This is a genomic window from Actinophytocola oryzae (assembly GCF_004364325.1).
Classification (GTDB): domain Bacteria; phylum Actinomycetota; class Actinomycetes; order Mycobacteriales; family Pseudonocardiaceae; genus Actinophytocola; species Actinophytocola oryzae.
This window is the reverse complement of sequence record NZ_SOCP01000001.1, coordinates 42413-55525: the sequence shown is the minus strand read 5'-3', so window position 1 is coordinate 55525 and position 13113 is coordinate 42413. Positions and strand designations below refer to the sequence as shown.

The window sequence follows — 13113 nt, the reverse complement described above, 5'->3', positions numbered from 1 at the left end:
GGGGAGGACGCACGGTCAGGTGCGCACCACCTCCCACTGTGTCACCGGCATCATCGGCTTCCACCCCGTGAAGCCGCCGATCGGCGCCGCCCTGCTCACCTCGATCCGGGTGAGCGTGCCGCCGACACCGGCGTGCCAGCGCGTCAACACCGCCTCCGACTCGAGCGTCACGGCGTTCGCGACCAGCCTGCCGCCCGCAGGCAGCGCGCCCCAGCACGCGGCGAGCACCCCGTCCGCGGACACCCCGCCGCCGACGAAGACCGCGTCCGGGTGCGGCAGGTCCGCCAGCGCCTCGGGGGCGCGGCCGTGCACGACGGTCAGGCCGGGCACGCCGAGCGCCGCCGCGTTGGCCGAGATCCGCGACGCCCGCTCCGCCCTGGGCTCGACGGCCACCGCGCGGCACGCCGGGTGCGTCCGCAGCCACTCGATCGCGACACTGCCCGCCCCGGCGCCGACGTCCCACAGCAGCTGACCCGGCAGCGGCGCCAGCGCGGCGAGCGTGACCGCCCGGACCTCGCGCTTGGTGAGCGCGCCGTCGTGGTCGAACGCGTCGTCCGGCAGGCCGGGTGTGCGGCCCAGCGGCGACACCCCGGGTGCCGCCCGGCAGTCCAGCGCGATCACGTTGAGCGCGCCGACGGACGCCTGCCAGGTCGCGGCCGTGCCGTCGTGGCGCCGCTCCCCCGGTCCGCCGAGGTCCTCGAGCACGGTCATCGGCGTCGGTCCGTACCCGCGGGTGCGCAGCAGCTCCGCCACCCGCTCGGGCGTCCCCGCGCCCGCGCTGAGCACCAGCACGCGCCGGTTCGGCAGCACCAGCAGCGACTCGACCGGCCGCCCCACCAGGCTCACGACCTCGACGTCCTCGACGGGCCAGCCAAGGCGCGCGCACGCCAGCGACACCGACGACGGGTGCGGCACGACCCGCACCGCCGCCTCGCCGAGCAGCCGCACGAGCGTGCCGCCGATGCCGAACAGCATCGGGTCCCCACTCGCCAGCACACACACCCGCCTGCCGGCGTGCTCCGCGAGCAGCGGCTCGACAGCGGGGAGCAACGGCGACGGCCACGCCACCCGCAGCGCCCGCGACGCGGGGAGCAGCGCGAGCTGGCGGCTGCTGCCGATGACCACCTCTGCTTCGTCGACCTCGAGGCGGGCGGCCGGCGAGAGCCCGTCCCACCCGTCCGCCCCGATCCCGACCACGGTGATAGTTGCCACGGGTCCAGCACCGTAATCGACAGGCGGCCCGCCGTCTGCCACGATGCAGTGAGACCTGACAGCAGGGTGTCCGAGGAAACCAGCGCGAATCTGGTGCGGTCCCGCCACTGTGACCCGGAGCGATCCGGCAAGCCAGACACTCGGCCCCGCTGCTTGCCATACCGACTCGGGCGCGGACCCGGGGAAGGACTCGCGGATGACCGCAGGCTACCCGTTCTCGGCCGTCGTCGGACACGACGACCTTCGCCTCGCGCTGTTGCTCAACGCCGTGCACCCCGTGATCGGCGGCGTGCTCGTGCGGGGCGAGAAGGGCACCGCGAAGTCCACAGTGGTCCGGGGACTCGCCGCACTCCTGCCGCCGGTCGAGGTCGTGGCGGGCTGCCGGTTCAGCTGTGACCCGGCCGCACCAGACCCGGCCTGCCCCGACCTGCCCCACGAACCCGTCGGCACGGTCCGGCCCGCACGGCTGGTCGAGCTGCCCGTCGGCGCCACGGAGGACCGGCTCGTCGGCTCGCTCGACCTGGAACGCGCGTTGACCGAGGGTGTTCGCGCCTACCAGCCGGGCCTACTCGCCGCGGCGCACCGCGGGGTGCTGTACGTGGACGAGGTCAACCTGCTGCACGACCACCTCGTGGACCTGCTGCTGGACGCGGCCGCGATGGGCCGCGCGCACGTCGAGCGCGAGGGCGTCTCGGTGTCGCACGCCGCGTCGTTCCTGCTGGTCGGCACCATGAACCCGGAGGAGGGCGAGCTCCGGCCGCAGCTGCTCGACCGGTTCGGGCTCACGGTCGAGGTGGCGGCGTCGCGTGACGTGGACAGCCGCACCGAGGTCATCCGCCGCAGGCTCGCGTACGAGGCGGACGCGGAGGGGTTCGCGGCGCGGTGGGCAGAGACCGACGCCGAGCTGGCCGTGCGGATCGTGACCGCGCGGGCCGCACTGCCGTCGGTTCGGTTGCCGGACCACGAACTGCGGCGGATCGCGGCGCTGTGCGCCTCGTTCGGTGTCGACGGGATGCGCGCGGACCTCGTGGTCGCGCGGGCCGCCGTCGCGCACGCCGCGTGGCGGGGCCGCGAAGCCGTCGAGGAGAAGGACGTCGAGGTGGCGGCCCGGCTCGCGTTGCCCCACCGGCGAAGGCGCGACCCGTTCGACGAGCCGGGCCTCGACGAGGAGCAGCTGCGGCAGGCGTTGCGGGACGCCGCGGAAAGCGCCGAGCCGCCCGACGACGACCCGGACGGCCCCGGCGACGGTGCGTCCACTCCGGACGGTGCGCCCGACGGCACCGACGCGCCGCGGGGTGGTTCGGACACGCCGCCACAACAACCCGCCACCGCACCGGATCCCGCGTTCCGGGCACGGCTGCTCGCCGTCGACGGCGTCGGCGAGGGCGCCCCCGGCAGGCGTTCCCGCGCGCGGGCCGGGTTCGGCAGGACGCTGCGGGCCACGCAGTCACGCGGGCACGGCGTCCACCTCGTGGGCACACTGACCGCCGCGGCACCGCACCAGCCGGCACGCGGACGCGCCGGGGCGGGGATCGTGTTGCGCCGCGACGACATCCGGCACGCCGTACGGGAAGGCCGGGAGAGCAACCTGGTGCTGTTCGCGGTCGACGCGTCCGGCTCGATGGCCGCACGCAGGCGGATGTCGGCCGTCTCCGGCGCCGTGGTCTCACTGCTGCTGGACGCCTACCAGCGCCGCGACAAGGTGGGACTGGTCACCTTCCGCGGCACGTCGGCCGATCTCGTGCTCCCGCCCACGTCCTCTGTGGAGGCCGCGGTCACCCGGCTGCGCAGGCTCGGCACCGGCGGGCGGACCCCGCTGGCGAGCGGACTTCTGCGTGCGCACAGGACGTTGACGGTCGAGCGCCTGCGCGACCCACGCCGCCGCCCGCTGCTCGTGGTGGTCACCGACGGCCGTGCGACCGTCCCCCTGCGCCACGACCCCGTCGAGGACGCCATGCGGGTGGCGGGTTTCCTCGCCGAGGACGGTGTGGCGAGCGTGGTCGTGGACTGCGAGCGCGGGCCGATGCGGCTCGGGCTGGCGGCGAGGTTGGCCGTCGCGCTGGGCGGTGCGTGTGTGCGGCTGGACGAGCTGTCGAGTGACGTCGTGACCGGGGTCGTGCGTGCGGCGAGGGGCGCGGCCTGATGCCCCGGGGCAGACCGGAAGCCGTGCCGGACGACGGCCTCACCACGAGACAACGCCGCAACCGGCCGCTGCTGATCGTCCACACGGGAGAGATGAAGGGCAAGTCCACCGCCGCGTTCGGGTTGGCGCTGCGCGGGTGGAACCAGGGCTGGCCGATCGCGGTGTTCCAGTTCGTGAAGTCCGCCAGGTGGAAGGTCGGCGAGGAGAACGCGTTGCTGGCGCTCGGCGAGGTGCACGAGCGGACGGGTCAGGGCGCCCCGGTCGAGTGGCACAAGATGGGTGCCGGCTGGTCGTGGACCCGCAAGCACGGCACCGAGACCGACCACGCCGAGGCCGCACGCGAGGGCTGGCAGGAGATCCGGCGCAGGCTCGCCGCCGAGCGGCACACGCTGTACGTGCTCGACGAGTTCACCTACCCCATCGGGTGGGGCTGGCTCGACGTCGCCGAGGTGGTCGAGACGCTCGTCAACCGGCCCGGCCACCAGCACGTGGTGATCACCGGCCGGCGTGCGGCACCGGAACTGGTCGAGGCCGCGGACCTCGTGGTCGAGATGACGAAGGTCAAGCACCCGATGGACACCGGCGCCAAGGGGCAGAAGGGCATCGAGTGGTAGCGCGGGTCGCGAGGGTTGTCGTCGCGGCACCCGCCTCCGGCAGCGGCAAGACCGTGGTCGCCACCGGGCTGATGGCCGCGCTGCGGCGGGCCGGGCACGTGGTGGCGCCGTTCAAGGTCGGCCCCGACTACATCGACCCCGGCTACCACACGCTCGCGGCCGGACGGCCCGGCCGCAACCTCGATCCCGTGCTGGTGGGCGAGTCCCTCGTCGGGCCGCTGTTCGCACACGGCTCGGCAGGCGCGGACGTCGCCGTGGTCGAGGGCGTCATGGGCCTGTTCGACGGACGCGTCTCCTCCGGCGAGGGTTCGACCGCGCACGTTGCGGAGATCCTCGGCGCACCGGTGGTCCTGGTGGTCGACACCCGGGGACACAGCACCAGCCTCGCGGCTCTGCTGCACGGGTTCCGGTCGTGGCGGCCGACGACGCGCATCGCCGGGGTCGTGCTGAACCAGGTCGGCTCCGACCGGCACGAGACCGTCCTGCGGGCCGCCTGCGACGACGTCGGCCTCGACGTGGTCGGGGTACTGCGCAGGAACGCGGCCGTCGAGGTCCCCTCCCGCCACCTCGGGCTCGTGACCGCCGCCGAACACGGTGGCGCGGCACGGAAAGCCGTCGACGCCATGGCCACGCTGGTCGCCGACGGCGTGGACCTCGCGGCCGTGCTGGCCCTCGCCCGGGGCGGACCCGCGTTCACGCCGTGGTCGCCGGCACGGGAAACCGTTGGCAGACCGGTGATCGCGATGGCGGGCGGCCCCGCGTTCACCTTCGGGTACGCGGAGCACGCCGAGCTGCTGTACGCCGCCGGCGCCGAGGTGGTGACCGTGGATCCCCTGCGGGACACCGCGTTGCCCGAGGGCACGGCCGGGATCGTGCTGCCCGGCGGGTTCCCCGAGCAGTACGCGCACGAGCTGTCCGCCAACGCCCCGCTGCGCCACGCGGTGGCCCGCGCCGGGGTGCCGATCCACGCCGAGTGCGCCGGACTCCTCTACCTGGCAAGGAGTCTCGACGGCCGGCCCATGTGCGGGGTGCTCGACGCCGACGCCACCATGACCGACCGGCTCACCCTCGGCTACCGGGACGTCGTCGCGACCCACGACTCCGTGGTGTACCGGGCAGGCACACGGCTGACTGGGCACGAGTTCCACCGCACCGCCGCCGTGCCCGCACACGGCGAGCCGCCCGCCTGGCGGTGGCACGCGAGCGACGGCCGGGGCTCGGACGGGTTCGTCACGGACCTGGTGCACGCCTCGTACGTGCACGTGCACCCCGCGGCGGCACCCGACGCGGTCGCGCGGTTCGTGGCCCGCTGCGCCGACGCGGTGATGGCCCACCACACCACCTGAGCCACGAGCACCCCGGCCGGGCGCCACGGGCTTCCTCGTACCATCAGGGGTCTCGTACACGTACGACCTGTGGGAGCCCTATGACCAGCCGTCTCGTCCTGATCTGCCACGCGGCGACCGCCGCGACCCGCACGGGCGCCTTCCCGCTCGACGAGCCCGTCGAGAAGACTCCCGCACCGGCACCCGCGAGGGCGGACGTGTACCTGACCGGGCCGGAGACCCGCTGCAGGCAGACGGCGAAGGCGCTGGGCCTTTCCGCCACGGTCGACGAGGACCTCCGCGACTGCGACCACGGCACGTGGCGCGGCCAGACCCTCGACGACCTGGTCACATCGGCGCCGACGGCCGTGACGCAGTGGCTCACCGATCCCTCGGCGGCACCGCACGAGGGAGAGTCCATTGTGGATCTCATCGCCAGGGTCGGGGAGTGGCTGGACGAGGTGCGGTACGACCACACCAGGATCGTCGCGGTCACCCACCCGGCGGTGATCAGGGCCGCGATCGTGCACGCGATCCTCGCCACGCCCCGCTCGTTCTGGCGCATCGACGTGCCGTCGCTGTCCAGGACCGTGTTGTCCGGGCGGCCGTCGTCGTGGACGCTGCGGCTACCCGAGCCCTCGGCTCAGTGATCCGGGCAGTGACTCCACCCACTCGGTGAACCGGCCGATCGGCTCGACCACGCGGCGCGCGTAGGCGTAGTACAGCACCGGCGGGTCGTCGGCCATGCCGGCACGGAGATCGAACAGGACCTGGTCGCCGTCGGCCTCGAGCCAGTACTCGCCGAAGCACAGCATGCCCTCGGTCGGCAGCTCGACCGCCGCCGACGTGTGCACGAAGGGGTGGCCGCGGGTCAGCCGGAGCGTGTCGCCGACGACCAGCTCGCGCGTGTGCGACAGGAACAGCAGGTAGGCGGCTGGCAGCGGCATGCCGATCGTGCTGGTCAGCGTCGCCGGGCTCATCCCGGGGAGCATCGACTCGATCTCGTCGGTGTTGCGCCGCAGGAACCGCGCCAGCTTGGGGAAGTCCGCCGCGAGCGCGTCGATGATCGGCGTCAGCTCGCCGGTACGGCGCCTGGACTCGGCACGCTCCGCGCGTGACCACCTCTCGAACTCGGCGTCGTACGCGGCCGTGTACCGGTCCGATGGCTCGACCGGCACGCCGAGCCGGCCGAGGACGTAGCACGCACCGGCCTGGCTCGCCGCGACCGCGCCTGCCGTCCACAGTGGATCACCCGGTTCGCCGCCCGCTCGCGGACGCAGGCGCAGCAGCCAGCCGCGTGGGCAGGCCGCCCCGACCGCGGCCTCGTTGGCCGTCCACCACGCCAGCCAGTCGGCCGGGTCGGTGCGACCCTCCGCCAGTGCCACCAGGGAATCGGCGTAAACCGCCATCTCGTGGTCGATCACCGCGGCATTGTGACATGAATCAGGCTCGTGTTCGCCCCAGGTACACGTTGCGGGCGCGGTAGATCGTGTCGGCGGTCGGGCCCGGCGAACCCGACGAGCCCTCCATCTGCAGGTTGATGATCAACCACATCGGCTTGTTCACGAAGTTCGCGCCCCGGTGCTGGCCGACCCAGCTGCCGTCGAGGTAGTAGTGGATGTCGACGTCCGTGGCGTTCACCTTCGTGATCCACGCGCGGTAGCCGTGCCAGCTGCCGGGGCCCGACACCGAGACGATGGTGTTCGACCAGGCACCGCTCGCGTTCTTGTAGGTGTTGAACCAGTTCCTGCCGTCGCCTTTGAACTCGAGGATGTCGCTCTCCGGCGGCCAGCTGTTCACCCCGGTCAGCCAGAAGGCGGGCCAGGTGCCCCGCGCCGACGGCGCCTGGAACTCGCCCTTGACCTCCCAGTTCGGGAACTGGTCGGTCACCAGCACCTGCTGGCGCGCGTGGATGGCGCCGGAGTGGTACCGGATCGGCAGGTGCGGGTCCGAGGTGCTCGTGCCCTCGTCCCACGTGATGCGGCTGGCCTTGATCGCCAGCACCCCGGCGCTCTCCAGGTACACGTGGTTGATGTCGGTCGAGCTGGCGTACATGCGTGCCGAGCCGTTGTGGTCGGACCCCCAGGGGTAGCGGTAGTTCCACGACGCCTCGAGCGTCTGCCGGTTCGTGAAGGAGTCGCTCAGCACCGTCTCCCAGGTGGCCGCCGAGGCGGTCCCCGCCCCGAGCATGCTCCCCGCGACCCCGGCGGCACCCGCCACCAGCAGTTTTCGACGGTCGAACCGGCCGGGTACAGGCATCGTCGCCACCCCTTGCTCGATGTGAAGCGGAACCGCCCAGGAAAGCGCTTGCCTTGCCAAGGTAGAGCCGCGATACGGCGCGCGTCAACTGGTCGGCCATTTCGCGATCTTCGGATGATCGTTATCGAATATTCTGGCGGCGCCTCCCAGCTGCGATTTCTTGTTAACGTTCACAGCAGGGGGGGGGACTCGCCAACGCCAGGAAAGCGCTTCCCCCGTTGACACGCCTTGCGGCCGGGTGGTAACAATTTGTTCATCTCGGCTGGGAGCGCTCCCAGTCCTGCGCCGGAGCGCGCCACCGGATGCTCCACAGTGGACATCGAGCGGCTCGACGACCCCCGCCGACCGGCAGCACGCCCTCCGGCGAACGATCCCACAAGGAAGTGGTCGATCATGCGGATCACTCTCGCCCACGCACTGACGGCCGTGGCACTCGCCGCGGCGACGCTGGTGGTGCCCACCGCGGCACCGGCGTCTCCCAGAACGACGGCGGCCCCCGCCGCCGAGACGTACTCGTGGCGCAACGTAGAGATCGCCGGCGGCGGGTTCGTCCCCGGCATCGTGTTCAACCGCAAGGAAGCCAACCTGATCTACGCGCGGACCGACATCGGCGGCGCGTACCGGTGGAACCAGAGCACCGGCAGATGGGTGCCGCTGCTCGACTTCGTGGGCTGGGACAACTGGGGCTACAACGGCGTCGTCAGCCTGGCCAGCGACCCGGTGGACCCGAACAGGGTGTACGCCGCGGCGGGCATGTACACCAACAGCTGGGACCCCAACAACGGCGCCATCCTGCGCTCGACGGACCGGGGCGCGAACTGGCAGGTCAGCACGCTGCCGTTCAAGCTGGGCGGCAACATGCCCGGCCGGGGCATGGGTGAGCGGCTCGCGGTCGACCCCAACGACAACCGGGTCCTGTACTTCGGCGCACCCGAGGGCAACGGGCTGTGGCGCAGCACGAACTCCGGGGTCAGCTGGTCGAAGGTGACGAGCTTCCCGAACCCGGGCAACTGGGCACAGGATCCGGGCGACGCCAACGGGTACCTCTCGCACCGGCCGGGTGTGGTGTGGGTGACGTTCGACAAGTCGAGCGGCACCTCCGGCAGCCCGACCCGTGCGATCTACGCCGGTGTCGCCGACCTCCAGAACACCGTCTACCGCAGCACCGACGCCGGCGCGACGTGGACGCGGGTCGCGGGCCAGCCGACCGGGTACATGGCGCACAAGGGTGTGCTGGACGAGACCAACCACTTCCTGTACATCGCGACGAGCGACACCGGCGGCCCGTACGACGGCGGCAAGGGTGACGTGTGGAAGTACAACACGGCCACCGGCGCGTGGACGCAGATCTCGCCGATCCCGTCGTCGAGCAGCGACGACTACTTCGGCTACAGCGGCCTGACCATCGACCGCCAGCACCCGAACACGCTCATGGTGGCCACGCAGGTGTCGTGGTGGCCGGACGCGATCTTCTTCCGCAGCACCGACGGCGGCGCGACCTGGACCCGCATCTGGGACTGGGCGAGCTACCCGAACCGCACCACCCGCTACACCCAGGACATCTCCTCCTCGCCGTGGCTGAACTTCGGCGCGAACCCCCAGCCTCCCGAGACGACGCCGAAACTCGGCTGGATGAACGAGTCAGTCGAGATCGACCCGTTCAACTCCAACCGCCTCATGTACGGCACGGGCGCGACGATCTACGGCACGACCAACCTCACGGCGTGGGACGCCGGGCAGAAGATCACCATCCGGCCGATGGCCGCCGGTCTCGAGGAGACCGCGGTGCTGGACCTGATCAGCCCGCCGTCCGGACCACCACTGGTGTCGGGCCTCGGCGACATCGGCGGCTTCCGCCACGACAGCCTCACCTCGGTCCCGTCGAAGATGTTCACCCAGCCCGTGTTCACGAGCACGACGAGCCTGGACTTCGCGGAGCGCTCGCCCGGCGTGATGGTGCGCGCAGGCAACTTCACCGACTCCGACCGCCCGAACGACAGCCATGTCGCGTTCTCCACCGACGGCGGCTCGAACTGGTTCCAGGGCACCGAGCCGGGCGGCATCAACGAGGGCGGCAACGTCGCGGCCTCGGCCGACGGCAGCAGGTTCGTGTGGGCGCCCAAGGGCCAGCCGGTGTTCTACTCGGTCGGTTTCGGCAATTCGTGGACGCAGGTACAGGGGCTGCAGACCGAATCCGTCGTCGAATCCGATCGAGTTAACGCTAACAAGTTCTACGGTTTCAACGGCGGCCGTTTCTACGTCAGCACCAACGGCGGCGCGTCGTTCACGCAGACCGTCTCGACCGGACTCCCGTCGACCGGCAAGTTCAAGGCCGTCGCGGGCCGTGAGGGCGACATCTGGCTGGCAGGCGACACCGGCATCTTCCACTCGACGAACTCGGGCACGTCGTTCACCAAGGTGTCCGGCGCGACCAAGGCCGTCAGCATCGGCTTCGGCGCCGCCGCACCGGGAAAGACCTACCCGGCGCTGTACTCGATGGCGACCATCGGCGGCGTGACCGGCGTGTACCGGTCCGACGACACGGGCGCGACCTGGGTGCGGATCAACGACGACAAGCACCAGTACGGCAACGCGGGCGACTCGATCACCGGTGACCCGCGTGTCTACGGCCGCGTCTACCTCGGCACCAACGGCAGGGGCATCGTCTACGGCGACCGCACCGGCACCCTGGCGACGACCGCGGCGGCCAACGGCACCACCGAGAAGCTCGACCGCGGCCTGATCAGCGTCCGCTCCGACAAGGGCAACTTCGTGTCGTGGCGGCTGCGCAACGACGACCCGACCGGCGTTGGGTTCACCGTCTACCGCGACGGTGTGCGGGTCAAGCAGGTGACGGGCGTGACGAGCTGGCTCGACGAGGGCGCGCCCGAGAAGGCGTCCTACACGGTCGCCCCGGTCGTGAACGGCGTCGAACAGCGGTCCGCGATGGCCGACGAGGTGACACCGTTCGCCACGTCCCAGGACGTGCCACTGCAGATCCCGCCGGGCGGCACGACACCCTCCGGCGAGGCCTACACCTACAGCGCCAACGACGCGAGTGTCGGCGACCTCGACGGCGACGGCCAGTACGAGTTCGTGGTGAAGTGGGATCCCAGCAACGCCAAGGACAACTCGCAGTCCGGCTACACCGGCAACGTCTACCTCGACGCCTACAAGCTGAACGGCACCCGCCTGTGGCGCATCGACCTCGGCCGCAACATCCGGGCGGGCGCGCACTACACGCAGTTCCAGGTGTTCGACTACGACGGCGACGGCCGCGCCGAGGTCGCGATGAAGACCGCGGACGGCACGAGGTCCGGCACGGGCCAGGTGATCGGCAGCTCGACCGCCGACTACCGCAACTCGTCGGGCTACGTCCTCACCGGACCCGAGTTCCTGTCGGTGTTCCGCGGCACGGACGGCGCGGTGCTCGCGACCGCGGACTACGTGCCTGCCAGGGGGACCGTGTCGTCGTGGGGTGACAGCTACGGCAACCGGGTGGACCGGTTCCTCGCCGGCACGGCCTATGTGGACGGTTCGCGGCCGAGCATCATCATGGCACGCGGCTACTACACGCGGTCCGTGGTCGTGGCGTGGGACTACCGGGGCGGCGCGCTGACCAGGCGGTGGACGTTCGACTCGAACTCCTCCACCAACGGCTCGGCGTGGACGGGCAAGGGAAACCACCAGCTGTCGGTCGCCGACGTGGACTCCGACGGCCGTGACGAGATCATGTACGGCTCGATGGCGATCGACGACAACGGCGCGGGCCTGTGGCAGAACAACACCCACCACGGCGACGCCTACCACGTGGGCAACCTCATCCCGTCCCGCGCGGGCCTGGAGGTGTTCAAGCCGTCGGAGTCCGGCACGGACCCGGCCGACTGGGTGGGTGACGCACGCACGGGCCAGATCATCTGGAGCGCCCCGTCGTGCGGCTGCGACAACGGACGTGGCGTCGCCGAGGACATCTGGTCCGGCAACGCGGGCGCCGAGGTGTGGTCGTCTGCGGTCAACGGGCTCCGCAGCGCCACCAACGGCGCCCAGGTGTCCAGCCGCAAGCCGGGTTCCGCCAACTTCGTGATCTGGTGGGACGGCGACGCGCAGCGCGAGCTGCTCGATGCCACGCACATCGACAAGTACGGCACGAGCAGCGACACGCGGCTGCTGACCGGTTCCGGTGTCGCGTCGAACAACGGCACGAAGTCCACCCCCGCCCTGTCCGCCGACATCCTCGGCGACTGGCGCGAGGAGGTCGTCTGGCGCACGTCGGACAACCGCGCGCTGCGGATCTACTCGACGACCGACTCGACCAGCATCAGCCGCCCGTCGCTGATGCAGGACCGCCAGTACCGCGAGGCGGTCGCCTGGCAGAACACGGCCTACAACCAGCCGCCGCACCCGAGCTTCGCGATCGGTTGATCAACGAAGATCCCTGCAAGATAGGAGTGGTACGCGTCATGCGTAAAACAGTTGTGAGACGAGGGTTGGCCGGGTTCGCGGCGGTCGCCGCCGCCACGGCACTGACGGTGGCCTCAGGCGGTGTGGCCCACGCGGTGGGCTCGCCGACCGGGTTCGGAGCGGGCACCACCGGCGGCGGCAACGCGTCGCCGATCACGGTGACCAGCGGTTCCGCCCTGGTCAGCGCCATGAAGGCGAGCGGTGCCGCGGTCATCCGGGTCAGCGGCATGGTCTCGTTCACCGGCATGCAGGACGTGACGTCGAACAAGACGATCATCGGTGTCGGCTCCGGCTCCGGCATCCAGGGTGGCGGCGGCATCGACGTCGACGGCGCCACCAACGTGATCATCCAGAACCTGAACTTCCGTGGCGGCAGCGACGACCTGATCAACGTCCAGGACAGCTCCACGAAGATCTGGATCGACCACAACAACTTCTACGACAGCGCCGACGGCGCGCTCGACATCAAGCGCGGCTCGGACTACATCACGGTGTCGTGGAACAAGGTGCAGAACCACGACAAGTCGTTCCTGCTGGGTCACAGTGACGACAACGGCAGCCAGGACCGCGGTCACCTGCGGGTCAGCTACCACCACAACTGGTTCGCGGGCAGCACCCAGCGCCACCCGCGCGTGCGCTTCGGCAACCCGGTGCACGTGTACAACAACTACTACCAGGGCGTGACCTCCTACGGTGTCGCGTCCACGATGGAGGCGGGCGTTCTCGTCGAGGGCAACTACTTCGAGAACACCAACCGCGCGTGCGACCTCGGCCAGGGCGACTCCCCGGCCGGCAGGCTCGTGCAGCGCAACAACACGCTCGTCAGCTCGGGCGCCTGCGCGGCGACCGGGTCGGTCAACGCCATCCCGTACTCGTACACCCTCGAGTCGGCGGCGACGGCCAGGACGAACGTCATCAACGGCGCCGGTGTGGGCAAGGTCGCCTGACCGGTACCAACACCACGAGGGCGGCTCCCTCCCCTGCCTTTGGGGGGCCGCCCTCGTGGCACGCCCGGTGCACTGAAGGACGCCTTCGTAACGCCCGGTGTACTGAAGGACGCCTTCGTAACGCCCGGTGCACTGAAGGCGTCCTTCAGTGC

9 protein-coding genes and 1 riboswitch are annotated in these 13113 nt (G+C 71.2%); of the genes, 6 read left to right on the top strand and 3 right to left on the bottom strand.

Annotated elements, in window-relative coordinates; all coding sequences use genetic code 11:
- Positions 1-15: 15 nt before the first annotated feature.
- On the bottom strand, positions 16-1212 hold the full coding sequence (gene cbiE, locus CLV71_RS00225) for a precorrin-6y C5,15-methyltransferase (decarboxylating) subunit CbiE (protein ID WP_208297315.1): 1197 nt from the start codon (positions 1210-1212) through the stop codon (positions 16-18).
- Positions 1213-1259: 47 nt separating this feature from the next.
- Positions 1260-1375, top strand: a riboswitch (cobalamin riboswitch).
- A 33-nt stretch (positions 1376-1408) separates the two neighbouring features.
- On the opposite strand from cbiE, the gene CLV71_RS00220 reads away from it, so the two are divergent.
- The 4 genes from CLV71_RS00220 (at position 1409) to CLV71_RS00210 (ending at position 5944) form a co-directional block, all read left to right on the top strand.
- Positions 1409-3355: a putative cobaltochelatase gene (locus tag CLV71_RS00220; RefSeq protein WP_133900503.1), complete on the top strand. Its 1947-nt coding sequence runs from the start codon at positions 1409-1411 to the stop codon at positions 3353-3355.
- A complete protein-coding gene (gene cobO / locus CLV71_RS48320; protein WP_208297314.1) occupies positions 3355-3969 on the top strand; it encodes a cob(I)yrinic acid a,c-diamide adenosyltransferase in 615 nt (204 codons plus the stop codon). Before CLV71_RS00220 ends, cobO begins: the two co-directional genes overlap by 1 nt.
- Positions 3963-5315, top strand: a complete 1353-nt coding sequence (locus CLV71_RS00215; protein ID WP_208297313.1) for a cobyrinic acid a,c-diamide synthase CobB — start codon at positions 3963-3965, stop codon at positions 5313-5315. Before cobO ends, CLV71_RS00215 begins: the two co-directional genes overlap by 7 nt.
- Positions 5316-5395: 80 nt before the next feature.
- Positions 5396-5944 carry a histidine phosphatase family protein gene (locus CLV71_RS00210; RefSeq protein WP_133900502.1) on the top strand — a complete coding sequence of 183 codons (549 nt, stop codon included), beginning with the start codon at positions 5396-5398 and terminating at the stop codon, positions 5942-5944.
- Here the strand turns inward: CLV71_RS00210 and CLV71_RS00205 are convergent.
- Both CLV71_RS00205 and CLV71_RS00200 read right to left on the bottom strand, forming a co-directional pair.
- Positions 5921-6718 (bottom strand): hypothetical protein, encoded by a 798-nt coding sequence (locus CLV71_RS00205; protein ID WP_133900501.1) that lies wholly within the window; start codon positions 6716-6718, stop codon positions 5921-5923. The genes CLV71_RS00210 and CLV71_RS00205 overlap by 24 nt on opposite strands.
- 19 nt (positions 6719-6737) lie before the next feature.
- Positions 6738-7553, bottom strand: a complete 816-nt coding sequence (locus tag CLV71_RS00200) for a glycoside hydrolase family 16 protein (RefSeq protein ID WP_133900500.1) — start codon at positions 7551-7553, stop codon at positions 6738-6740.
- 393 nt (positions 7554-7946) lie between these two features.
- Here CLV71_RS00200 and CLV71_RS49085 point away from each other — a divergent pair, with 393 nt between their 5' ends.
- The gene (locus CLV71_RS49085) at positions 7947-11975 is read left to right on the top strand and encodes a rhamnogalacturonan lyase family protein (RefSeq protein WP_166663853.1); all 4029 of its coding nucleotides are present in this window, start codon (positions 7947-7949) and stop codon (positions 11973-11975) included.
- Between the two features lie 38 nt (positions 11976-12013).
- Entirely contained in the window at positions 12014-12961 is a 948-nt protein-coding gene (locus CLV71_RS00190) for a pectate lyase family protein (RefSeq protein ID WP_133900499.1), read from the top strand.
- The last annotated feature ends 152 nt before the right edge of the window (positions 12962-13113 follow it).